At 66.0% G+C, this 23,247-nt stretch carries 19 protein-coding genes and 1 pseudogene; 9 read left to right on the forward strand and 11 right to left on the reverse strand.

Translation table 11 applies throughout. The annotated features are described in order from the left end of the window. The 3 genes from Q0U08_RS06025 to Q0U08_RS06035 form a co-directional block, all read right to left on the reverse strand. Positions 1-775 (reverse strand): glycosyltransferase (locus Q0U08_RS06025; protein ID WP_298090359.1); only part of this gene is annotated, 775 nt, incomplete at its 3' end. A 153-nt stretch (positions 776-928) separates the two neighbouring features. Beyond that, positions 929-1,615, reverse strand: a complete 687-nt coding sequence (locus Q0U08_RS06030; RefSeq protein WP_298090361.1) for a response regulator transcription factor — start codon at positions 1,613-1,615, stop codon at positions 929-931. A 135-nt stretch (positions 1,616-1,750) separates the two neighbouring features. Continuing rightward, the gene (locus Q0U08_RS06035) at positions 1,751-3,418 is read right to left on the reverse strand and encodes an alpha-glucosidase (protein ID WP_298090363.1); all 1,668 of its coding nucleotides are present in this window, start codon (positions 3,416-3,418) and stop codon (positions 1,751-1,753) included. Between the two features lie 247 nt (positions 3,419-3,665). Between Q0U08_RS06035 and Q0U08_RS06040 the strand changes: the two genes are divergently transcribed. The 3 genes from Q0U08_RS06040 (at position 3,666) to Q0U08_RS06050 (ending at position 9,581) form a co-directional block, all read left to right on the forward strand. Beyond that, a complete protein-coding gene (locus Q0U08_RS06040) occupies positions 3,666-6,542 on the forward strand; it encodes a TonB-dependent receptor (RefSeq protein ID WP_298090365.1) in 2,877 nt (958 codons plus the stop codon). A 67-nt stretch (positions 6,543-6,609) separates the two neighbouring features. Next, positions 6,610-8,106 (forward strand): tryptophan halogenase family protein, encoded by a 1,497-nt coding sequence (locus Q0U08_RS06045; RefSeq protein ID WP_298090367.1) that lies wholly within the window; start codon positions 6,610-6,612, stop codon positions 8,104-8,106. Continuing rightward, positions 8,103-9,581, forward strand: coding sequence for a tryptophan halogenase family protein (locus tag Q0U08_RS06050; RefSeq protein WP_298090368.1), 1,479 nt, complete (start codon positions 8,103-8,105; stop codon positions 9,579-9,581). The genes Q0U08_RS06045 and Q0U08_RS06050 overlap by 4 nt, the downstream gene beginning before the upstream one ends. Positions 9,582-9,641: 60 nt before the next feature. Here the strand turns inward: Q0U08_RS06050 and Q0U08_RS06055 are convergent, their stop codons facing one another. Continuing rightward, positions 9,642-10,652 carry an SDR family oxidoreductase gene (locus Q0U08_RS06055; protein ID WP_298090369.1) on the reverse strand — a complete coding sequence of 337 codons (1,011 nt, stop codon included), beginning with the start codon at positions 10,650-10,652 and terminating at the stop codon, positions 9,642-9,644. 280 nt (positions 10,653-10,932) lie between these two features. Between Q0U08_RS06055 and Q0U08_RS06060 the strand changes: the two genes are divergently transcribed. The 6 genes from Q0U08_RS06060 to Q0U08_RS06085 all read left to right on the forward strand — a co-directional run bounded on the left by Q0U08_RS06060 (position 10,933) and on the right by Q0U08_RS06085 (position 16,637). Continuing rightward, positions 10,933-11,487: a spore coat U domain-containing protein gene (locus Q0U08_RS06060; RefSeq protein WP_298090371.1), complete on the forward strand. Its 555-nt coding sequence runs from the start codon at positions 10,933-10,935 to the stop codon at positions 11,485-11,487. Beyond that, positions 11,484-11,990: a spore coat protein U domain-containing protein gene (locus Q0U08_RS06065; protein WP_298090388.1), complete on the forward strand. Its 507-nt coding sequence runs from the start codon at positions 11,484-11,486 to the stop codon at positions 11,988-11,990. Before Q0U08_RS06060 ends, Q0U08_RS06065 begins: the two co-directional genes overlap by 4 nt. A gap of 25 nt (positions 11,991-12,015) precedes the next feature. Beyond that, positions 12,016-12,729, forward strand: a complete 714-nt coding sequence (locus Q0U08_RS06070; RefSeq protein ID WP_298090373.1) for a molecular chaperone — start codon at positions 12,016-12,018, stop codon at positions 12,727-12,729. Positions 12,730-12,756: 27 nt separating this feature from the next. Further along, entirely contained in the window at positions 12,757-14,997 is a 2,241-nt protein-coding gene (locus tag Q0U08_RS06075; protein ID WP_298090374.1) for a fimbria/pilus outer membrane usher protein, read from the forward strand. Further along, the gene (locus Q0U08_RS06080) at positions 14,988-15,947 is read left to right on the forward strand and encodes a spore coat protein U domain-containing protein (RefSeq protein WP_298090375.1); all 960 of its coding nucleotides are present in this window, start codon (positions 14,988-14,990) and stop codon (positions 15,945-15,947) included. The genes Q0U08_RS06075 and Q0U08_RS06080 overlap by 10 nt, the downstream gene beginning before the upstream one ends. 174 nt (positions 15,948-16,121) lie before the next feature. Then, entirely contained in the window at positions 16,122-16,637 is a 516-nt protein-coding gene (locus tag Q0U08_RS06085) for a GAF domain-containing protein (RefSeq protein ID WP_298090377.1), read from the forward strand. Here the strand turns inward: Q0U08_RS06085 and Q0U08_RS06090 are convergent. The 7 genes and pseudogenes from Q0U08_RS06090 to Q0U08_RS06120 all read right to left on the reverse strand — a co-directional run. After that, positions 16,585-17,433 carry a glycoside hydrolase family 16 protein gene (locus Q0U08_RS06090; protein WP_298090379.1) on the reverse strand — a complete coding sequence of 283 codons (849 nt, stop codon included), beginning with the start codon at positions 17,431-17,433 and terminating at the stop codon, positions 16,585-16,587. The two genes, Q0U08_RS06085 and Q0U08_RS06090, sit on opposite strands and share 53 nt — an antisense overlap. 118 nt (positions 17,434-17,551) lie before the next feature. Further along, positions 17,552-19,342: a thiamine pyrophosphate-requiring protein gene (locus tag Q0U08_RS06095; protein ID WP_298090381.1), complete on the reverse strand. Its 1,791-nt coding sequence runs from the start codon at positions 19,340-19,342 to the stop codon at positions 17,552-17,554. 109 nt (positions 19,343-19,451) lie between these two features. Beyond that, the gene (locus Q0U08_RS06100) at positions 19,452-20,075 is read right to left on the reverse strand and encodes a TadE/TadG family type IV pilus assembly protein (RefSeq protein WP_298090383.1); all 624 of its coding nucleotides are present in this window, start codon (positions 20,073-20,075) and stop codon (positions 19,452-19,454) included. Further along, positions 20,072-20,647: a TadE/TadG family type IV pilus assembly protein gene (locus Q0U08_RS06105; RefSeq protein ID WP_298090384.1), complete on the reverse strand. Its 576-nt coding sequence runs from the start codon at positions 20,645-20,647 to the stop codon at positions 20,072-20,074. Before Q0U08_RS06105 ends, Q0U08_RS06100 begins: the two co-directional genes overlap by 4 nt. Beyond that, a complete protein-coding gene (locus tag Q0U08_RS06110; RefSeq protein WP_298090386.1) occupies positions 20,644-22,197 on the reverse strand; it encodes a Tad domain-containing protein in 1,554 nt (517 codons plus the stop codon). The genes Q0U08_RS06105 and Q0U08_RS06110 overlap by 4 nt, the downstream gene beginning before the upstream one ends. A gap of 78 nt (positions 22,198-22,275) precedes the next feature. After that, a complete protein-coding gene (locus Q0U08_RS06115; RefSeq protein ID WP_298090387.1) occupies positions 22,276-22,956 on the reverse strand; it encodes a PAS domain-containing protein in 681 nt (226 codons plus the stop codon). Between the two features lie 113 nt (positions 22,957-23,069). After that, positions 23,070-23,247: pseudogene (locus Q0U08_RS06120) on the reverse strand (Hsp70 family protein); the annotation flags it as partial.

Here is a 23,247-nt window from a genome sequence, read left to right on the forward strand (position 1 = left end):
CGACCGGCTGACAGGGCTCGGCGACCAGCCGCCCGAAGAACAGCACCGCCACCTCATGCGCGGCCAGCCCCATGCGTCGCCGCCACGCATGGTCGCGCCCGTGCGGGCCGAACTGCTGCGGATCGACGCCGCGGCTCCAGATGCGCATCGGGCTGGTGACGCCGCCGGCGCGCATCTCGTCGGCGATGCCGGCATTGGGGACCAGCACCATGTCGCAGCGATTGTAGAAACCGCGCAGCCACGCCTCCGCCGGGCGGCGCAGCAGCCCCAGGCCGTAATATTCGAAATAGGTCTCGAACCGCGTATGCATGCTCGCCACCACCGGCACGCCCATGCGCCGCGCCAGTCGGATCGCCCCGGTGTTCAGGCCGTCAGGCGCCGACACATGGACGATATCGGGGGCAAAGGCGCGAACGTCCGCCGCCGTCGCACGGGGCAGGCGCAGCGCGAGACGATATTCGGGCCGCCCCGGGATCGCCAGCGAGGCGACCGGCACCAGATCACCTGCCGGGGGAAAGGCCGGCTCGGCAATGGCGGGGGAATAGACGCGGGCGCCGTGGCCCCGGGACAGGGCATGGCCGATCAGGCGGTTGAGCGCCCGGTTCGCCCCGTCGCGTACGCAATTATAGTTGCCGGAAAACAGCGCCACGCGCAGCGCGGCATCGCCGACCGGCCGGACGGTGGGGCATAGCGCACGTGGCAACAGCCGGGTCGGGGAGGGCGCCAGCCGCGCCAGCGCCGCTGCCTTTGGCATGGAAAGCAGAACACTCGTCACGGGCCGCGCCCTAGACGTGCCACATGGAGGTTTGATGGAGAAACGGTGCGGAGTCGGCCTCCGTCAGCCGATAGCGCCGGACAGGTGCGCAATCCCGGCGGTCAGGATGGGGCGTTCGCAAGCATAGCCGTCAAGGGACGTAGCCACCGCACCCTATGACGACAGGCGATAGCCCAGTCCGCGAACCGGCTCGATCAGTGCGGGCAAACCGGCCGCGGCCAGCTTGGTACGCAGCTTCGAGACATGCGAGTCGATCACCCGGTCCAGCGCCTCGCTGTCCGGCGACACCGCCTCCAGCAGTTCGCCACGGGTAAATGCCCGGCGTGGCTGGCGTGCCATATGCGCCAGCAGCGCGAATTCGGTGGGGGTCAGCGGCAGTGCGGTGGCCGCGCCGTCCGCAGGGCGACGCTCCACCAGTCGAGCCTCCAGATCGATCGCCAGGTCGCCAACCATCAGCGTGCGAGCCGCGCTGCTCCCGCGCGCCCGGCGCAGCACCGCGCGCACCCGCTCGATCACCTCGGAGGGATTGAAGGGCTTCACCACATAATCATCGGCGCCGATGCGAAAGCTCATCAGCTTGGTTACATCGTCATCGACCGCGGTCAGCATGATGATCGGCGTATCGTCGCGCCGCCGCACCGCAGTCAGCACGTCGATGCCGTCGCCACCCGGCAGGCCGATGTCCAGCATGATGAGGTCTGGCCGCCACCGCGCGTGCATCTGCACCGCATCACCGACGCTCGATGCCCAATGTACCAAAAACCCTGCGCGTTCGGCATAGGCGGTCAGCAGGTCCGCAATGTCCCGGTCGTCCTCAACGATCATCACGCGTTCGGGCATGGCCGCCTTGTGCAAAGACGGTGTACCGAAGTCCAACGCAAACCTTCCGGATAGGACGAAGCTGAGCACCACCAAAGCTCGATAATAGTTGTTATGTTAAGCGCGTACCTTCACGCTTCGGTACACTCGCAGTGATCAGCGGCTGGCGCGACGATAGCGCACGATGCAGGTGTCAAACGCCGCAACGTTCGCCCCTTCGCCCGGCATGCCCGACGCGCATGTGCGTTCGCCAAACACCGGCGATTGGCCCGGCCAGCCCTTGGGCGCAGCGACATGGGCGTCCGCGCTGATATTGGCCAGCACCAGCGCGCCCGATCCATCGGCATTCTCGCGCGCGAAGGCAAAGATCGTGGGATCGCCGCTGTCCAGCGGCACATAGGCGCCGTCGCGAAACGCCGGATCACGCTTGCGGAGCGCGATCAGCGTCCGATACCAGTTGAGCAGCGAGGTACGGTTGCGGTCCTGCGCAGCGACGCTGGTGCGACGATCAACCGGCAACCAGGGCGTACCGGTGGTGAAACCAGCCTGTGCGGTGTCGTTCCACTGCATCGGGGTGCGCGCCCGGTCACGCGCATCCGCGCGCGGACGGTTCGGCCCGAGCGGCACCACGTCGAGCCGCGCCTTGTCCATGTCGCCCATCCCGATCTCCTCGCCATAATATAGCAGCGCGGTGCCGGGATTGAGCAGGGTCAGCGCAGCCGTCATCTTTGCGATCAGGTCGTTGTGCGTGCCATCGCCGAACTCGCTATACTGGCGGGACTGATCATGGTTGCTGAAGAATTCGACCGGGGTCAGCCCGTCCAGTTTCGTTGCCGCCTCGTCATAGCGGCGCTTGAGCTCTGCGGCGTCCAGCTTCGTGATGTTGCCGACCAGGAAGTTCATCGGCAGGTGGATCTCGTCCTTGTTCCGGCCATACACCGCGCGCAACTGTTCGATCGTCTGCGTCGAGGATTCGCCCAGCAGCACCGGATCGCCAGGATAGCCGTCCACCACCTTGCGCATCTCACGCAGCACCTGGTTGGTAGCGGGAAGCTGCGCGTTGTAGGGCTTCAGCCATACCGGCGCCCCCCCTTCCGGATTCGGGTCCTGCGGCCAGGCCGGATCTTCGAACAGGTACGGCGTAGCATCCAGCCGGAAACCGGCGGCACCGTGATCCAGCCAGAAGCGCACGACGTCGAACATCGCCTTGCGCAAGCCGGGGTTGGCCCAGTTCAGATCGGGCTGCTCAGGCAGAAAGATGTGGTAATACCATTGCTTGCGCGTTGGATCCCATGTCCAGGCCGGACCGCCAAAGATCGACTTCCAGTTGGTCGGCGGCGTGTCCGGCGTGCCGTCGCGCCATACATACCAGTCCGCCTTCGGGTTCGTGCGCGAACTGCGCGACTCCTTGAACCACGCATTCTCCGCCGAACTGTGGTTGACCACCAGATCGACCATCACACGGATGCCACGTCGTTTTGCCTGCGCGACCAGATCGTCCCAATCGGCCATCGTGCCATATTGGGGATCGATCGCGGTATAATCCGACACATCGTAACCGAAATCGGCATTGGGCGACTTGAAGAACGGCGTCACCCAGATCGCGTCCACGCCCAGCGAGCGCAGATAATCAAGGCGTGAGGTGATACCGCGCAGATCGCCAACCCCGTCACCATTGCTGTCCTGGAAACTGCGGGGATAGATTTCATAGATGACCGCATGCTGCCACCATGGCTTGGCCGTGGCAGTGGACGCCGGCGTTTGCGCCGATGCCGCGCCAGGCAACATCGAAGCAGCCGCTGCGAGCACGGCACAAATCGTCATCCTGCGCATCGAACTTTCCTCTCCTGATGCGCATAGCGTATCTCTTGCAATCGATTGCCGCAATCAGGATTATGGATGATCATCCCGCTGCGGATTTGCCTGCAACGGCAAGGCGTTGCTAAAAATCCACCGTTGACGAAGACTTTCCTTCACGATTTGCAATCGATTGTAGATTGATGTAGCTTATCGGCGCGAGATCGGCAGGGCCGGCCGCCACGCACAATGATGCCAAGGAGGGGATGAGGGGATGAACAGCAAACGCAATCTGGCCTATACCACGGCAGTCATCGCACTGCTCGCCGCGACGCCGACGCTGGCGCAGACGACCGTTGTTCCCGATCCCCAACCCACGTCGCCGACGGCACCCGATGATCCTCAGGCGCCTGCCACCGGGGAAGATCCCGCCGCAAACCAGGAAATCGTCGTCACCGGCCTGCGCGCCAGCCTGGAGCGTGCGCAGGCGCTGAAGAAGAACAGCAGTTCGGTCGTCGAAGCGGTATCGGCCGAAGACATCGGCAAGCTGCCGCAATCCAGCGTCGCCGACTCACTCGGCCGCCTCGCAGGTCTTGCGGGCGAGCGTCGCTCCGGCCGCATCAGCGGCATCTCGGTACGCGGTTTCCGCGAAGATTTCGTCGGGACGACGCTGAACGGGCGCGAGTTGATCGGTATCGGCGACAATCGGGGCGTCGAATATGACCTGTATCCGGCCGAGATCGTCGGCGCGGCGGTGGTCTACAAGACGCCTGACGCGGGGCTGACCGCGATGGGCGTCGGCGGCACGGTCGACATCCGAACCGTACGCCCGTTGGAGCGCAAGCCGGCGCTGATCGCCAATGGCAGCTTCGAGCAGAACGGCCAGCCGTCGCGCAATCCCGATTTCAGCAACAACGGCTATCGCTTTGCTCTGTCGTTCAGCGACAAATTTTTTGACGATACGATCGGTGTCGCACTGACCGCGGCGACCACCTCGTCCCCGGTACAGAACGAGTTTTCCAGCGTATGGGGCTATGATACCGGCGCGATCACGTCAGGGCCGAATGCGGGCAAGCAGGTGGTGGCGGGTTACGAGGCGGCGGCGCGTTCGCGTGTGCTGAAGCGCAACACACTGGCCGGCGTGCTGCAATGGCGGCCAGACGACAGGTTCACCGCGACGGTCGATGCGCTCTACATCGACTTCTCCGACACGGGCATCTCGCGCGGCTTCATCGAGCAGTTGCCCGTCGCCTCGAACGGCAGCGGGGTGCTCAGCGCCGACGGCGACCTCGTCACCTCGGCACGCACCACCGGCTACAATTCGGTGCTGCGCAGCGATCCGCTCGACAAGCAGGGCGACCTGTTCGTGGTCGGTGGAAATTTCGAATATGCCGCCAGTTCGAACCTGGACCTCAAACTTGATCTGTCGCGCTCCACCAGCAGCAAGAACGATACCCGCGGCGAGAGCTATTCGGGCCTTGGCCGCGCCGGTTTGCGGACCCAGGGGCCGAACACCATTCGCGAGTGGACCTATACCGATCGCGGGCTGATGTTCGCGAACAACAGCCAGACGTTCGATGATTATGCCACGGTCAAGCTGGCCGGCCCGCAATCCTGGGGCGGCAGCCTGGCACCGATCACGGAGCTGGATACGCCCGCCGCACGCGCCGCCGGGATCGGCTTCGCACAGGCGCAGGACGGCTTCGTCAACTCGGCCTTGTTCGACGAATATCTGAACTCGGCGCGCCTTGAGGCCAATTACCGCTTCGACGATAGCGCACTGAAGTCGATCAGCGTCGCGCTGCGCTATGCCGATCACAAGAAGTCCAAGACCAATCAGGGCTTCTTCCTGACCGCCGAGACCTATCCGTCGGACGGCCCGATCCCGGAGGATGCGCGCCGCGGCGTAGCCGATCTGGGCTGGGCCGGATTGGGCAATGTGGTCGCCTATGATGCCCTTGGCCTGATCAACAGCGATTTCTATCGCCGCTGGGACGCCGGCTCGCTGGAACCCGACCGTCTGGGCGATACCTATTCGATCCGTGAAAAGGTGTGGCAGCCATCGATCAAGGCCGATTTCGAGATTGAGACGGATGCGGTGCGCATGTTCGGCAATGTCGGCGTGCAGGGCGTTTTCACCGACCAGCGCGGAACCGGCTTCACCTCGCTCGTCGGCTCCAACCTGCGGGTGCAGGCCACGCCGATCTCGGACGGCGCGAAGTACACGCGCATCCTGCCCAGCATGAACCTGAACTTCGACCTGGGCGACGGCCATACGGTGCGCTTCGCAGCGGCCAAGGTCATCAGCCGCCCCCGCATCGACTTCCTCAATCCCGGCTCGTCGGTGAAGTTCAGGAACAACGTGGCGGAGGTCACTAGCACCGATCCAGCGCGCGGACCGTGGCTGTCGACGGGCGGCAACGCGCGGCTGCGGCCCTATGAGGCCAACCAGCTCGACCTGAGTTACGAATATTACTTCGCCAGCGACGGCTTCGTGTCTGCGTCAGGCTTCTACAAGAAGCTGGTCAACTGGAACGTCCAGAATACCACGATCCGCGATTATACGGAATTCTACATCCCCGGTTATCACCGCGCGGTCAGCAGCGATGGACAGACGATATATACCCCCGCAACCTTCCTGGGCGTGGATACCACCTATACGGGCGGCCTTCGCGGCGACGTGAAGGGCATCGAGCTGCAAGGATCGTTCCCGCTGCGCATCCTGACGAGCGCGCTCGACGGGTTCGGGGTTACCGGTGCGGCGGCGCTGACCGATGGCGGGCTCGACAACGGCAACGACATTCCGGGCCTGTCTGCCCGGGTGTTCCAGGGAACGGCCTATTTCGAGAAATACGGCTTCTCCGCGCGCGTGTCCGCCAACAGCCGGTCGGGCTGGCAGTCGGAGGACCGCGGCGGCAGCAACACCATCGCCCCGCTCAACCGCAGCGGCCAGACGCTGATCGATGCGCAGATCGGCTATGACTTCGCGGGGAGCGGTATCCGGTATCTGGAGGGATTGCGCGTCTCGCTGCAGGCAATGAACCTGACCAACGAACGCGATACCTACTCGGACTCGACGACCGGGCTGTTCCTGCGCAACGAGCAGTTCGGGCGCAATTTCCTGCTCAACCTGACCTACGCGATCTTCTAGGCTACACGATCGTCACTGCGGGCGCGGCCCGCGGTGACGACGTTTCGGGGGCGAGGGGAACAGCGGCGTGCCAACAGCGATCAAACGGGTCGTCATCGTCGGAGGCGGCACCGCCGGATGGATGACCGCCGCGCTGCTCGCCCGGGTACTGGGCCGTCAGGTCGCCATCACGCTGGTCGAATCGGACGACATCGGCATCATCGGCGTCGGCGAGGCGACGATTCCCCCGATCCAGAACGTCAACGCCGTGCTGGGCATCGACGAAGCCGAGTTCCTGCGCGAGACGAAGGCCACCATCAAACTGGCGATCCGCTTCGACGATTGGGGCGCGATCGGCGAGTCCTACTATCACACCTTCGGCGCGGCGGGACGAAACCTGCCGTTCTGCTCCTTCCATCATTTCTGGACGCGCGCGCGCCGCGCCGGGATGGACGTGGATTATTGGGACTTCGACCTCAATCGGCTGTGCGCGGTGGAGGGCAAGTTCGCCAAGATCCAGAGCGGCGATCCGACCTGGAATTTGCCCTATGCCTATCATTTCGACTCATCGCTCTATGGCCGCTATCTGCGCGGCTACAGCGAGCGGCTGGGCGTCGCGCGTGTCGAGGGGCTGGTCCAGCATGTCCGCCGGGATGCGCAGAGCGGCGCCGTCACCGCGCTGTCCCTGCGTGGCGGGACCGAGATCGCGGGCGACCTGTTTATCGACTGTTCCGGCGCGCGCGGGCTTCTGATTCAGCAGCAACTGAACGTCGGCTATGAGGATTGGGGGCATTGGCTGCCGTGCGACCGGGCAATGGCGGTGCCCTCGACACGCTTCGCACAGACCGCGCCCTATACGCGGGCAATCGCGCAGGGCTGCGGCTGGCAGTGGCGCATCCCCCTGCAGCACCGCAACGGCAATGGGCTGGTGTATAGCAGCCGGCATTGCAGCGACGAGCAGGCGGCTGACATTCTGCTGAACAATCTGGACGGCAAGGCGCTCGGCGAACCGCGTGTCATTCCGTTCCGCACCGGGCGTGCGCGGCGGCAATGGGATCGCAACGTGGTGGCGATCGGGCTGTCGAGTGGTTTCCTGGAGCCGCTGGAATCGACCAGCATCTATCTGATCCAGGCCGCGATCGTCCGGCTGCTCCACCTCTTCCCGCATGCCGGCATCGACGACCGGGTGGTGCAGGAATATAACCGCCAGTCGCAGATCGAGTATGAGACGATCCGCGACTTCATCATCCTCCATTATCACGCGACGCGGCGCGACGATGCGGCATTCTGGCGCGACCTGCGCGCCATGCCGATTCCGGAACGCCTGGCCGCCAAGATCGCGCTGTTCCGCAGCAGCGGCGTACTGACGCAGGATCCGCTCGACATCTTCATGGAGCCGTCCTGGGTACAGGTGTTGATGGGACAGGGTGTGCTGCCCGCCGACTATCACCCTCTGGCCGACGGACCGGATGACGCGGAACTGGCGGGCCAACTTCGGCAAATCGCGGCGCTGAAGCGCGAGCCGCTGGCCAACATGCCGCTTCACGACAGCTTCCTGCGTGCGTTCGGCGGCGCGGCGGCGTGAGGATCGCGATCCTGGGCGGGGGCAGCGCGGGGTGGATCACCGCCAACCTGCTGGCCCACGCCTGGCCGGATGCCGCGATCACGCTGGTTGAATCACCCGACATCGCCACGATCGGCGTCGGCGAAGGGTCCACGCCGACACTCAGGCGCTTTTTCGAGATGATCGGTGTGGCGGAGCGCGACTGGATGCCGCGCTGCCAGGCGACCTACAAGGCGGGCATCCGCTTTGTCGGCTGGAGTCCGGCTGCGCCATGGACGGATTACAGCCATCCGTTCACCACGCAGATCGACGTGCATACCGAAGGCGCGTTCGTGCTCAACTGCCGTAACCGCCGGCTGGGGCACGATGTGCCGGTGCAACCCGACGATTTCCTGCTGAACGGCGTGCTGGCGGCGCAGGGCCGCGCGCCGATCGCTCCTGCCCATTTCCCGTTCCGTATGGAATATGGCTATCATTTCGATGCCGGGCTGCTCGGCGCATTCCTCCGCGATCTGGCGGTGACGCGCGGCGTCGCACATCGGCAGGCGCGCGTGGTTTCGGCGACGCGTGCCGCCGATGGCGATCTCGCCGCGCTGGTCACGGATGGTGGCGCGATGATCGCGGCCGATCTGTTCGTCGATTGCAGCGGCTTTGCCGGACTGCTGATGGAAAAGACGCTGGGCGTGCCCTGGCGCAGTTTCGCGGCAAACCTGTTCAACGATGCCGCGGTGGTGCTGCCCACCGCCATGGATCGCGCACCCCCGGTCGAAACAGTATCCACCGCGTTGACCAATGGCTGGTGCTGGACGATCCCGCTGCGGCACCGCTTCGGCAACGGCTATGTCTACGCCCGCGACTTCCTGTCGGCGGACGCGGCAGAGTCAGAATTGCGCGCCTTTCTGAACGTCGGCGACGCCGGGGAGGCACGACATCTGACCTTCCGCGTCGGGCAACTCGCACGCCATTGGGAGCGCAACTGCATCGCGGTCGGGTTGGCGCAGGGCTTTATCGAGCCACTGGAGGCGACGGCGCTGCATCTGGTGCTGAACACCGTCGAGCAGTTCGTCGGGCATTTTACCCGCGGCGACAACACCGCACAGCATCGCGACGCGTTCAATGCGACCATCACGGCGCGGATTGAGGGCGTGCGCGACTATATCGTCGCGCATTACAAGCTGAACACGCGCACCGACAGCGACTATTGGCGCGCAAACGCTGCCAACATGGCGCTCTCCGATCCGTTACGGCATTTGTTGGACGTGTGGTTCCGGCGCGGCGATCTGGGCGAAGAATTGCAGCGACAGGGACAATTGTCGCATTTCGGCAGTCTGTCGTGGCATTGCCTGCTGGCAGGCTACGGCGCCCTGCCCCCCGTCAGTGAACCGGCGCGGGGCGACGTCGACTTCCACGCCAGGCATGGGCTGGCGGCGTTCCTGGAGGGATGCAGCCGCAATTTTCCGCTGCAAGACGACTATCTGAAGGGGTGTAACGGATAACCCCGACATCATGGTCACGGTGCAAGCACTCTGCACGACGGAGCGTTGCTACCCCGGCTATTATCGCCGGGATATCCGCCGGCCGATCGCCAGCGCAGTGCCCAGCCCTGCCGCGCTCATGATCAACAGGCTCCGGGGCAGCTTCTGTATCTGCAGGATCAGGCTGGAATGACGTGCATGAACATGTTGGCTGCCGCGCCGCGCGCCCTTACGCGGTTCGTAGAGATTGTCGCGGCGTTCGGGATCGCCAGGGTCGTTCGGCTTCTGTTGCGCGGGCGTGCCCACCACCTCCATGATGGCATCGGCAACACGCGGGGCAAGCTGGGGCAGCAGCGATGACAACAGCCCGCCGCCACCGGCATACAGGGTGCGCTGCGGGCGGACGCAGGCATGCAGCACGGCGTCGGCGACCACGTCGGGCGTATAGAGCGGCGGGGGCAGTCGTGGCGGCTGGTCCATGAAGTTGCGGGCATGTTCGGGAAACGGGGTATCGATCGCGCCGGGCTTGACCAGCGTTACCGAAATGCCGGCGCCGGCGGCTTCCAGTTCCATGCGCAGCGTGTCGGTCAGCGCCTGCACGGCGTGCTTGGTCGCGCAATAAGGCCCTTGTTGCAGGATCGCGCGGTCGCCAAGGATCGAGCCGACATTGATGATCGCGCCACCCTGTTCGCGCAGATAGCGTGCCGCGACCAGCGATCCGTGCAGCACACCGAAGTAATTCACGTCGAACACACGGCGGTGATCGTCCAGCGGCACCTGTTCCAGCGTGCCATAGGTGCCCGTGCCGGCATTGTTCACCCATGAGTCGATCCGCCCGAACGTGGCGACCGCGACTTCCGCGACGCGCTCGACCGCCGCTGCATCGGCAACGTCGGCGACGCAGATCGCGATCCGCCCGCCCTTCCCCGCCAGCCTTGCGCGCAGCGCCTCCAGCGCCGGCTCGCCACGCGCGACCGCAACCACCGCCGCGCCCTGCTCCACCGCCCGCTCGACAATGGCCAGGCCATTGCCGCTGCTCGCACCAGTCACCACGATCACCTGCTCGGCAAGCGGCTTCAACCTGATCGACATGGCACGGTCCTCTTGCTTCAGGCGCGGATGACGCACGGCGTGAGGTGATCGTTCCCATGGCATTGCGGAACGATCCTGCAAGTTATCGCTTTCACTGGAACCCTTGAATGACGGCATTCGGCCAATCCATTATAGTTCTTATATGGTGTCGATGTCGTTTTACTTCGTCAGATAGATGCATAATGCTGGGTATCGATGGATAATCGAGACGAAAAGGGGTATTAAACCTGTCATTAACCGCATGAATAAGAAAGTCCCGGCAGCCAAACGGGGTTTAATCATGTTCACGCTTCATCCCATCCTGCACAGATCGGCAGCAGCGATCCTCAGCGTCGCCGCTTTGCTTGCCGCACAGCCCGCAATGGCCGGCGACTCCAACGGCACCATCGGCATATCCCTGAACGTTTCCGGGGCTTGCGCGGTGAATGGTGGCACGGTGACCGCTGGCACATTGGGCGAGCTGGGGACGATCACCTTTGCGCCGCAGCCGGGTATCTTCGGCGATGTCGATGCCACCGTCGTCTCCACCCGCACCGGCGGGGGCGCGATCACCATCCTGTGTTCGCCCGGCCTCGCGCCCGCCATGGAGATCGGCGCTGGCGCCCATGCGGACAGCAATGTGCGGCGCATGGCCTTTGGCCAGACCATGGTGCCGTATCGCCTCTACAGCGACGCCAACCACAGCAACGAAATCATGATCGGCCAGCCGGTTACGCTCGGCACCGCCACCACCGACGCCATTTCGCTGCCGATCTTCGCGCGGGTGAACAGTGGCGGCAAGGTACTGGCGGCGGGATCCTATACCGATACCGTGCAGGTGACGCTGACTTGGTGATCCGGCGCGGCGCGGCCTGGATGCTGATCGCCGGCGTGGCGCTGTTGCCTGGCACGGCGAAGGCGGAAACCGCCCGCAGCTTCAAGGTTTCCGCCACCATTGCCAGCGGCTGCGCGGTCACCGTCGATGGCACGGGAGCCTGGGGCAGCATCGATCTGGGCACCGCCAATGGCGCCACGGGTGGCACGCTGGAGGCGGGGGTGACGAACGGCCTGCAACTGGCCTGCACCCCCGGCACCGTCGCCACGGTCAGCGCGGATGCCGGCGAACATGCGCGCGCCGGGGTGCCGCAACTGGCCCATGCCGCCGACGCCGCCAGCCTGATCCCCTATCACCTTTTCGTGAACGGGGGGACGCTGCCGTGGGAGGGACAGTCGATCGCGCTGACTTTTCCGGCCGGCACCGCACGCCTCAGCCTGCCGGTCCGCGCCCGTGCCACTGTGCCCCGCCCCGTCCGCGCCGGCCGCTACGCCGATGTCGTGCGGATAACGGTTCACTGGTAACTCACTGATTCAAGAGCAACTCACCATGACGCTGCGGCTATTCCGCCTTTTCGCCTTTCTGCTGCTCGGCCTCGCGGCGCCCGCCCATGCGGCGACCGTCGTGATCTGGCCTATCGATCCGGTGATCGCCGCAGGCGCCCGCGCCACGGCGCTGTGGATCGAGAACAAGGGCAATGCGCCGGTCACGCTGCAGGTCCGCACCCTGCGCTGGACGCAGGAGGGTGGCGAGGACCGGCATGTCGATCAGGACAGGATCGTCGCCAGCCCGCCCATCGCGACCGTCGCGCCGGGTCAGCGTCAGCTCGTGCGCATCCTGCGCCGCGACGTGGCCGACACGGGCAGCGGCGAACAAAGCTATCGCCTGCTGATCGATGAACTGCCCCCGGCGATCGATGCGAAGGGCGCCGATACCGCGCCGCGCGCGCAACTGGCGGTGCAGATGCGCTATTCGATCCCGCTGTTCGTCCATGCCGGCGCCAGTGCCACCGCGCAGCCGGTGCTCGCCGCGCGTATCACGCTCGCCGAAGGGCGCCGCTATCTCGTCGTCACCAACAGCGGTGCGCGCCATGCCCGGCTGGTCGATCTGCGCGGCGGGCGCACGCCCGTGTTGCAAGGGTTGATCGGCTATGTCCTGCCCGGGCGGAGGATGCGCTGGCCCCTGCCCGATGCCGCGGCCGATCTGGGCAAGCTGACCGTCAACGTCAACGGCACCGATACGGTGCTGCCGATCACTGCCTGACGGCGATGGTGGGGCGGATCTGCGATCATGCGCTGGGCGCTTCTTCTGCTCCTTCTCGGGGCCATGATGCTGGCGATGCCCGCGCACGCCGCTGATCCGCGCCAGCAATTGTTCGTGGAACTGGTGGTCAACGGCCGCTCGACCGGCGACGTGATCGAACTGACGCTGACGGGCGAGGCGTTGATCGTGTCGACCGAGGCGCTGCGCCGCAACGGCGTGCCGCTGGAGGCAGGCGACACGGGCGAGATCGATATCGCCCGGCGCCCCGACCTGGGTGCGCGCTACGATGCCGCACTTCAGCAACTGCACCTGACCATCGCACCCGATCGCCTGCCCGTCGCGCGCATCGCCGCCACCGTGGCGCAGCGCACGGCGAGCGTCGCGGACTGGGGTGCGATGCTCAACTACGAACTCTACGGCCAGACCGCGGCCGGGCGGAGCAGCGCGGCGCTGTGGACGGAACAGCGGCTGTTCGGCCCCGCCGGCACCCTGTCCAATACCGGTACGCTGCGCAGCGGTGCCGGCTATCTGCGCTACGATACCAGCATCCGCCGCATCGACGAGGCGCGCGCGCTCGGCTGGGCGGCGGGCGACCTGATCACACGCGCGCTGCCCTGGACGACGGCGGTCCGCATGGGCGGGATACAGGTGGCGCGCGATTTCGGCGTTCGTCCCGACCTCGTCACCATGCCGCTGCCACGTTTCGCCGGACAGGCGGCGGTGCCATCGGCGGTGGACCTGTTCGTCGACGGGTATCGGCGGCAAAGCGCCACCGTCGAGCCCGGCCGTTTCCTGCTCGACAACATTCCGGTCGTGAACGGCGCGGGCGAGGCGACGATCGTCACCACCGACGCGGTCGGCCGCCAGATCGCGACCACCATCCCCTTCTACGTCTCGGCCAGCCTGTTGCGGCCGGGATTGAGCGATGGCGGCGCCGAGATCGGTTTCGTCCGCCGGGGCTACGGCCTGCGCTCCTTCGGCTATGGCCCGCTCGCGGCCAGCGGCACCTGGCGCCGCGGTACCACCGAGCGCCTGACGCTGGAGGCGCATGGCGAGGTGGGCGGCGGCGTCGCGCTCGGCGGGATCGGCGCGGTCGTGGCACCGTGGCGGATCGGCACGTTGTCGCTGTCGGCCGCACGGTCGAACGGGGCGATGCGCTATGCGGTCGGCTACAGCTATGCCGCGCGCGGGTTCAGCATCGCCGCGCTGCACGAGGAACGCGGCCGGCGCTTCCGCGATCTGGGCGATTTCGACCTTCGCAGCATCGCTCGCAACCGGCGCGCCGATCGCGTCATCGCCAGCGTCACGCTCGGCCGGCATGGCAGCCTGGGTGCCGCCTATCTGGACGGTCGCGCGCTGGACGGTGCGCGGGCGCGTATCGCCAGCCTGTCCTACAGCCGGCCGCTGTTCGGCCACGCCAGCCTGTTCGTCAGCGCCGACCGCGATATCGCCACCGGGCGGACCAGCGCGCAACTGCGCCTGTTCGTCCCCTTCGGCCGCAACTCCGCCAATGTCGGGATCAGCCGAACGGGTGGCCGCAATCTCTACCAGATGGGCTATGCCCGCGCGATGCCGGCGAGCGGTGGATTGGGCGTCGATGCCAATATCGCCACCGATGCCTCTGGCACCGCCTACGGCCAGGCGACCGCGACCTGGCGTGCCCGGCCCGTCACCGTTCAGGCGGGCGGCGCGGTGGTGGGCAGCGCGCGCTCGGCCTGGGGCAGCGTGTCGGGCGCGCTGGTCGCGATGGATCACGGCGTCTTCGCCGCCAATCAGGTCAGCGACGCCTTCGCCGTGGTCGCCACCGGCACGCGGGGGGTGGCGGTGGCGTATGAGAACCAGACGATCGGCGTCACCGATGGTCGCGGCTATCTGTTCGTGCCCAACATCATATCATGGTTGCCCAGCCGTTTCTCGATCGATCCGCTGGCCTTGTCGGTCGATCATGTCGCACCGCAGGTGGAAACGCGCCTGGCCGTGCGCCGGGCCAGCGGCGCGGTCGTCCGCCTGCCCGTCCGGCGATCGCGCAACGTCACGCTGAAACTGGTCGACCCCGCCGGCCGCGCGCTGGCGCCCGGCGGTCGCGTGACCCGCGCCGGCATGCCCGATGCCGTGACCGGGTGGGACGGTGTGGTCTATCTGGAGGATGTCGGTGCCCGCATCACCCTCGACGTGCTGCGCCGCGACGGCATACGCTGCCGCGCGAACGCCGATCTGCCGGCTGGCACGGTGGCGATGCCGGATCTGGGGGCCGTGCCATGCCGTTGAGATCGCTCGCATGGCTCACTGCCCTACTCGCCGCGCTGTTTCTCGCGGCACCGGCCCATGCCGGGTGCACGCCTAGTTCGGGGCTGCTCACCTTCACGCCGGCCTCGTCCTATGACGTGCGCGCCACCGCGGTCCCCACCGTCTCGGGTTCGGCCGGGCTGGCCTGTACCGGCGCGGCGCTGGGGCTGCTCAACCGCACCCGCGCGGTGGCGACCGTCACCAGCCTCAACGGCTTCACGCTGGTCGGGCCGACCGGCGATGCGATCCAGTACCGCGTGTCCCCCGATGCCGCACAGAAGCTGAGCTTCAACGAGACGCCGACGATCGACTATGCCAGCGATACCCTGCTGTCGCTGCTGGGACTGCTCGGCGCGACCAGCTTCACCGCGCCGCTTCATGCCCGGCCGATCGCCGCCGCCAATGTCGCGGCGGGCAATTATGACGATACGCTGACGATCAACTGGGATTACGAGGTGTGCAACGGCGTGCAACTGCTCAGCCTCGTCTGCGTCGGCTGGGAGGCGCGCAAGGTCACGGTCACCGTCGCGGTCAGGCTGGTGGTCGGCAATGACTGCCGCATCACCGCGCCCGACGTCCAGTTCGGCACCGCCGCCCTGGTCGAGCAGTTCGCGACCCAAAGCGCGGCGGTGATGACCGACTGCACCAAGGGCACCGCCTACAGGGTCGCCTTCACGGCCGGGAACACGCAAGGCTCCCGTCCGTGGCGGGCGATGACCGGCCCCGGCGGTGCCACCTTGCAATATAATCTGTACCGCCCTGACGGCGTCACCATCTGGGACGAAAGCAATCCGCAGCCCGCCGAGCGTCTCGGCACCGGCAGTCAGACCCCGGTTCAGGCCCATGGTTTCGTTGCCCGCATCAATCCCGCCCAGCCACCACGCGCACCCGGCAGCTACAGCGACGATGTCAGTGTGGTGATCTCCTTCTGACAACGCCTCCGATTAACGATGCTTACACAGCAAAGCGCCTGCAAACATCTTTGGAACCGGTTCTTATTTACCACCCCGAAGATATTGTTTTACCGCGATGATCCTCATAAAAATACTTCGCTGCTCCCTTTCTCCCGTGGCGGCGGTGGATGACAGAACAGGGTAGGAGTGGACGTGTCGGACGTGTACGTCAGTTCATGGTTGAACGCTTTCTCGGCGGAGAAGAGACGCCAGCTCGCGGTGGATCACAGCGGCGTGCTGTCGATGCGCGGCAGCAAGGAGCTTGATCGCATCGTCGATATCGTGCGCGATCATTATCAGACCGCCTATGCCGCCATCTCGATCATCGACCGGCGCGCGCAGGTGCTTCTGGCGGAGCGCGGACTGGGGATCGAGGAGACGCCGCGCAGCACCGCCTTTTGCGCGACGACGATCCAGCAGGATGGCGAGCCACTGATCGTGCCCGATGCCCGCGCCGATGCCCGCTTCGCCGATTTCGGCAGCGTGCAGGGGGATCCCTTTATCCGCTTCTATGCCGGCGTGCCGATCGCCGACGAAGCCGGACTTGCGCTGGGCGCGGTCTGCGTCGCCGACACGCAGCCGCTGACCACGGAATTCGACCGGGCGTTGCTGGTCATCATGGCGCATGAGGTGGAGCGGGCGGTATCGTCGCTGGTCCCTGCCCGGTAGCGGGGGAGGCCGGGGCGGCGTCCGCCTGATACACCCGCACATAATCGATCTCGAACCGGGCCGGGAAGATCGCGTCGTCTACCCGGCCGCCCATGTCCCCGCCGATCGCCAGGTTCAGCAGCAGATATTGCGGCGCGTCGTACGGCCACCCGGCCGCGTCCTTGCCCGCCCTGGCATAACGATGCACCCGCCGGCCATCCACCGCGAAGTCCAGCGCATCCGCCGTCCAGTGCAACTGGTAGCGGTGAAACGCCTCGCACGCGGTCGGGAGGGTGATGCTCGCCCCGTCGCCGCTGGTTCCTGCAGTCGCCCGGTTGTGCACGGTGCTGTGGACGACATGGCGATCGTTGCCGACATGCTCCATGATGTCGATCTCGCCGCCATCCGGCCACTCGCCGTGCTCGCCCAGCATCCAGATCGCCGGCCAGCTTCCCGCGCCGCATGGCAGCTTCGCCCGGATCTCGAAAAAGCCGTAACGCCAGGCCGCGCGCCCTTGCGTGATCAACCGCGCCGAGGTGTAGCGTTGCCCGCCATGATCGGGTACCTGCGCCAATGTCTCGGCACGGGCGGTGATGATCAGCCGTCCATTCGCCACCCGGGCATTCTTCAGGCGATCGGCGGCATAATATTGCAGCTCGTTATTGTACCAGCCGCTCCGGTTGGCATGGGTATCGAACTGCCACTTGGCCGGATCGGGCAGGCCCTTGCCCGCAAACTCGTCTGCCCATCGCAGCATATAGCCGGGCGGGACATCACCGGATGGCGCTTGTGCCCAAACGGCGCCGCCGATGGTCATCGCCCACGCCAACATCGCCGCCCGCATCATCGAACCCGCCACAAACCACTCCCCACGCACGGTATTTGCATCCCATGCTAGGGCAGCTTCGCCGTGCGGGCGAGCGGGAAAGCCGGCTTCACAGGCGTTCGCGCACCCCGCCGATGATCTGCCGTGCGGTATCGGCGAGCACCTGGGCGGTGCCACGATCGCCCTTCACCATGGAGGACAGGAAGCCCTTGGCCTGTTCCAGCGTGACATGCGGGGGCAACGGCGCGACGCCGGGATCGGTCTTCACCTCCAGCACCACCGGGCGATCCGCGGCCAGCGCGCGGTCCCATGCAGGGCCGACCTGTGCGGGATCATCGACGAAGATACCGGTCAGCCCCAGCATCTCGGCAAAGCGTGCATAGGGCACATCGGGCAGGCTCTGCGTCGTTGGAAAACGCGGATTGCCTTCCATGATCCGCTGTTCCCACGTCACCTCGTTCAGATCCTCGTTGTTGAACACGCACACGATCAGCCGCGGATCGGCCCAGCGCTGCCAGTATTTCTGGATGGTGATCAGCTCGGCCATGTTGTTCATCTGCATGGCGCCGTCGCCGACCAACGCCACGACCGGCTTCGTCGGATGCGCGAACTTGGCGGCGATCGCATAGGGCACCGCCGCCCCCATCGAGGCGAGCCCGCCGGACAGCGACCCCCGCTGCCCGCGCTTCACCTGCCAGTCGCGCGCATACCAGTTGGCGCACGATCCCGAATCCGACGTCACGATCGCATCGGCGGGCAGGCGCGGCGACATCTCGTACACCACCCGCTGCGGATTGACTGGCGAGGCCTCGGCCATGGCACGCCCCTTCAGCGTCTTGTGCCAGTCCTCCATGGCGGCGACGATCCCGTCCTGCCAGTCGCGATCCACCTTGCGGTCCAGCAGCGGCAACAGCGCACGCAGCGTCTCGCCCGCATCACCGTGCAGGTTGACCTCGACCGGATAGCGCAGGCCGAGCATCTCGGGCGCGATGTCGATCTGTACCGCACGGGCCTGTCCGTCGGGCGGCAGGAACTCGGCCCAGGGAAAGCCGGTACCGATCATCAGCAGCGTGTCACATCCCTCGATCATGTCCGACGATGGCTGCGTACCGAGCAGCCCGATCGCGCCGGTGACGAAGGGAATGTCATCGGGCACCACGTCCTTGCCCAGCAGGGCCTTGGCGATGCCGGCACCCAGCGTCTCGGCCATCGCGACCACTTCGTTCGCGGCATCGCGTGCGCCGGCCCCGATCAGCACCGCGATCCTTTGCCCCTCGTTCAGCACCGCCGCCGCGCGGGCCAGATCGGCCTGATGCGGCACCACGCGCGGCCGGGTATAGCCGGGGCCGGAACGGGTAAAGCCGTGCGCCCGCGCCGGCTCTTCCCACGGCATGTCCTGCACGTCTTTGGGCAGGATCAGCACGGTCACGCCGTTGCGCGCGGTGGCGACGCGCAGGCCCCGGTCGACCAGATGGCGCAATTGCGCCGGCGCCACGGCCTCCTGCACGAAGTCCGCCACGTCGGCGAACATGCGGTCCAGGTTCAGTTCCTGCTGGTAACTGGCGCCGCGCACCGTCGTCTCGGCCTGCCCGGCGATCGCCAGCACCGGCACATGGTCGGCCTTGGCATCGTACAGTCCGGTGATGAGATGGGTCGCCCCCGGCCCGCCGGTCGACAGACACACGCCAAGCTCGCCGGTGAACTTGGCATGGGCCGTCGCCATGAAGGCGGCCATCTCCTCGTGCCGGACCTGGATGAACTCGATACCGTCCTCGGTCCCTTCCACCCGTTGCAAGGCGCCCAGCACGCCGTTGATGCCGTCGCCGGGATAGCCATAGATGCGCGTCACACCCCAGGCCTTCAGCCGCTGGACGAAGAAGTCGCTGGTTGCCTGGCTCATGTCGGGAGATCCTGCGGGAAGGTCGGGGGAAAAGCCCCCAACGCGCAACACCCCGGAGTGGTTCGGTCGGCCGATCAACGCCTCCCCTTCACAGGCAAGGCCGGCCGGCTCACCCGTAAACCGAACACAACGCCTTCTCGCTGTCGCTCAGGCCCCCGCTGCCCAGCGCATAGCTGTTCCGCTGCCGGACATTATACGCCGCGACCGAGCGGATGGTACGGTTGCCCTCCGGGATCAGCTTGCCCGCGACGATCGGCTGATAGTCGTACATCACCTCGACGAACATCACCGCGGTGTTGCGCTGTGCCGCGATCTGGTTGCCCGCCGGCCCCATCGCGGTCATCGTGCTGCCCGCCATGGCGCCGGGCGTGCCGTAGCTGGAATCGACCCGCTTCGCGCCCGAACAGCGCTGCCAGCGTATCCACTGGCGCTGCGTGTTGCTGGTGCTCTGTTCCAGGTCGGACAGGATGATGCGCCCGTTCGGCCCCAGCCCGATGCTCTGGCCGATCATCCGCGCGCCGGTCATGATCTCGTTGACCTGCACATCGTCGATCGCATTGGCCCCGCGCCCCGCCGTGTCCGCCACGACGGAGGCGACCTGCGACACGCGCTGCACCGCCAGCACGTAATTGGCCGTTTCCACCCCCGTCAGCGCCAGTGCCAGCAGTACGGGCAACGACAATGCGAACTCGGTCAACGCCAGTCCGCGCGTGTCGCCGGCCAGATCGCTCATCCGCATCTCGTCTCCACCGGATCCTGCGTCGAATAGGGCTGGTTGCGCATCATCGTCTGCGCGGTGATCCGCTTGGTCGGCGCAATGCCGAACGAGGCGGTCAGCGGCGCCAGTCGCGGCACCTTGGCCGCCACCGTATAGACCAGTATGTCGTCGCCGCGCCCCAGCCCGATCCGTCCGGCGTCGCGGTCGTAGATGCCGTTCGGCCGCGCATCCAGCCAGCAGTCGCCAGGATCATAGCTGCCATTGTTGTTGTTGTCGGTCACCAGAACCTCTGGCCGGCCGACAGACGAGAAACGGTCATACGCCTTCTGCTCGAACTCCAGGTCGGTCGCACGCACCAGCGACTGCACGCGCCGCGTGACGATCGCGTCCACCGCCGTCCCGCTCGCCTCCCCCAGACTTGCCGAGCGCACCGCCTCCTGCACCGCCCCCTGCAACACGCCCTGCACATACAGCGTATGCCCGAACTCCAGCACCGCCATCACGATCATCATCAGCGGCATCAGGATCAGGGCGAACTCCACGATCGTCGCCCCTCGCGCATCGCGCGCCAGCATACGGCCCGTCATTGCGTCAGCCTCAGGGCGCCGATCTTCTTCCCGATATCCTTGAACACATCGATCAGCGCCTGATTGTCGGTCGCGTTCTGCGCCATGCCGTCGCTCGCGCAGTTCTGCCGCCGCGTATCGAGCGACGTGGCGAAGCCGACGACGATGATCTTGGCGCCCGTCTCCTTCACCCGGTCGCACGCGATGGTGAAGCGCGTGTCGTGCAGGCTGGTCAGGCGCGTGTCGCTCGTGCCCGTATTGCCCGACACGCGCGCGTCATACGCCTCGATCCCGTACGCGCTGTACACGCCGCGCGACGGTGCCATCTCGCCATCGGTCATGAAGATGACGTAGCGGTTGACCGGCAGGTTCTTGTACGTCGTCGGGCTGTCAGCGAAGACACCGCCGGACGAGATCAGCCGTCCTCCCCAGATCATGCCGATATCGTGATAGGTCGCGCCGATCGGGGTCAGCGCATCGACATAGTTGCTGAGATCGTTGCGCGACCAGTCGGTCAGACGACGCGCAGGATAGGGGCAGTAGCCGGTGTCGTCGGCCTGCTGCGCATCGGCATCATAGGGCGGCCAGCGCGTGGCATTGCCCGTCACCCCCAGGTTTATGTCCAGATCATACGCCCCGGCCGGGGCATGGCTGCTCGAGGGGGCGACATAGGCGGTGTCGCGCTCCTCGATGCATCCGAGCTGCGGGTTGCTTTCGCTCGCCCAGGCCCGGAACCAGCTTTGCGAATGGTTCACGTTGGTGGCGGTGTAGTAGCAATACCGGCTGTTGCACTTCACCTGCTGATACGTGGCGGGATCGCGGATGTAATTGGAATTTTCCGCGTAAAGCAGCTTGCCGACGTTCACCGTGCTGGAAAACGGCACCACGCCGTAGCGCAGCCGCATTCCCGCCGATTCAAGCTGGTCCTGCATCGGCTTCAGCTCGTCGTACAGCGCCAGCACCGCCTTGCGCAGCCCGGCGATGCGTGATCCGCCCGACGACGCGCACGATCCCGTGCAGTCGTTGCCATTGGGCCGCCAGGCCATCGAACCGGTGACGTCCAGCACCAGCACGATGTCGGTATTCACGAAGTTCTGCGACGCGGTGCAGGTGACCGAGATCGGCAACCGCTCATAGCCGAACAGCTTCATGATCGTGGTCGGTACGGCCGTTTTCGCCTCCATGCCGATCACGCCGACGTCCGGGTGGGTGACGGTCGGGTTGAAGCTGGCGACCTGAAAACTGGCCGCGGGGAAATTGAAGTGGAAGAACTTCAGCGCCTCCGCCTCGACGCCCGCGTTGAACACGTCGCCTTCCATGATCCGCCGCCCGGCCAGCGCGCCCGCGTCGCAGGCCTGTTGCAGCCGCACCTTGGCGGTATAGCTGCGTCCCATATCGACCGCGGACCCCATCATCCCGGTCAGCGGGATCATCGCGAACGCGACGATCGCCAGCGTATTGCCCGCGACGTTGCGCAGGGGCGCGGCACAAAGGGACCGGATCCACCGGCTGGGCAGCATCGGCATAACGGGCTTGGCTTCATCCTCGGTCGAAAACCGTTTCGAGATCAAGCCAACTCGATATGGATCGAATCTTAAATCATTGCTACTTGGGGAAAGTTTCTACCAAAACGGGACCATTTCCGCGCCTCAGCTTTCTCGCGACAGCGGCGCCAGGCCGATCGCCGGCTCGTCGTCAAAGGCACGCAGGGTGCGCTCGATCTTCGTCAGGCCGGCATGGCTCAGATGGATCACGTCCGCCAGATCGCGATCGGCGTGCAACAGGCCATATTGGCACAGCACCCTGATCCACCGCCCCACCATCGGCCCGCTCAGGCCCGCGGCATTCGACACGGTGGCCAGCGTCGCGATCCGCCCCTCCGCTTCGGCCAGATACACTTCCAGCAGGATCACGCCGACATGGTCGCCGAACAGTTCCTCGCCGAATTCCTGCCGCCGCGCCTCATAGAGCCGCTGCAATCGCAGCGCCGCGCGCCACAGGCGGAACGGCGACTCGTCATCGGCCGGCCGCCGCTCCCACGTCACCGTCGCCAGCAGCCGGTTCTTGTCCGGCGCCATGGTCACCAGCAGCCCGGCATGGACGATCGTGCCGTCCGGCCGGCGATAGCGCTTCCGCAGCCTGCTGGGCGTGCCCGAAGCGGTCATCGACCGCAGCATTGCGGTGCTTTTGGCGATGTCGTCGGGCAGCGTGATCGTCTTGTAGGATGCACCGATCAATGTGCGTTCGTCACGCTGGACCAAACTGCAAAAGGCGCGATCGACATCCAGGATGACACCGCTCGTGGTCGAAACGCAATGCGCGGAGGACATCGCTCACTCCTGTTAAGCCCCCGCACCTCCCTGATCCGGGGTTCCCCTATCATACGTAAGTAAATTGCAGCAATTTTCATAGATGTTTTGCGCGTTTGCAAACGCTTGGCCGATCACGCCGTCCAGGTGGTGACGTCGTCCAGCCCGGCGATCCGGGCCAGGCCGTCGGCGATCGACGTGAGTTCGCCGCCGGTGCCGATGCGGTCTGTCCCAAACCGCTCCGTAAAGATCGCGCGCACGGCGGGCACCAGCGACGTGCCCCCGGTCAGGAACACCCGGTCAATCTCCCCT

Origin of the sequence: uncultured Sphingomonas sp. (assembly GCF_946477935.1) — a bacterium.
Lineage (GTDB): Bacteria > Pseudomonadota > Alphaproteobacteria > Sphingomonadales > Sphingomonadaceae > Sphingomonas.

Bases quoted from the DNA above. Each gene is read 5' to 3' on its own strand.
- Q0U08_RS06075 (WP_298090374.1), top strand. From the start codon at position 12,757: ATGCGCTGGGCGCTTCTTCTGCTCCTTCTCGGGGCCATGATGCTGGCG.
- Q0U08_RS06030 (WP_298090361.1), bottom strand. From the start codon at position 1,615: ATGCCCGAACGCGTGATGATCGTTGAGGACGACCGGGACATTGCGGAC.
- Q0U08_RS06035 (WP_298090363.1), bottom strand. From the start codon at position 3,418: ATGACGATTTGTGCCGTGCTCGCAGCGGCTGCTTCGATGTTGCCTGGC.
- Q0U08_RS06095 (WP_298090381.1), bottom strand. From the start codon at position 19,342: ATGAGCCAGGCAACCAGCGACTTCTTCGTCCAGCGGCTGAAGGCCTGG.
- Q0U08_RS06105 (WP_298090384.1), bottom strand. From the start codon at position 20,647: ATGACGGGCCGTATGCTGGCGCGCGATGCGCGAGGGGCGACGATCGTG.
- Q0U08_RS06060 (WP_298090371.1), top strand. From the start codon at position 10,933: ATGTTCACGCTTCATCCCATCCTGCACAGATCGGCAGCAGCGATCCTC.
- Q0U08_RS06090 (WP_298090379.1), bottom strand. From the start codon at position 17,433: ATGACCATCGGCGGCGCCGTTTGGGCACAAGCGCCATCCGGTGATGTC.
- Q0U08_RS06080 (WP_298090375.1), top strand. From the start codon at position 14,988: ATGCCGTTGAGATCGCTCGCATGGCTCACTGCCCTACTCGCCGCGCTG.
- Q0U08_RS06055 (WP_298090369.1), bottom strand. From the start codon at position 10,652: ATGTCGATCAGGTTGAAGCCGCTTGCCGAGCAGGTGATCGTGGTGACT.
- Q0U08_RS06115 (WP_298090387.1), bottom strand. From the start codon at position 22,956: ATGTCCTCCGCGCATTGCGTTTCGACCACGAGCGGTGTCATCCTGGAT.
- Q0U08_RS06040 (WP_298090365.1), top strand. From the start codon at position 3,666: ATGAACAGCAAACGCAATCTGGCCTATACCACGGCAGTCATCGCACTG.
- Q0U08_RS06100 (WP_298090383.1), bottom strand. From the start codon at position 20,075: ATGAGCGATCTGGCCGGCGACACGCGCGGACTGGCGTTGACCGAGTTC.
- Q0U08_RS06070 (WP_298090373.1), top strand. From the start codon at position 12,016: ATGACGCTGCGGCTATTCCGCCTTTTCGCCTTTCTGCTGCTCGGCCTC.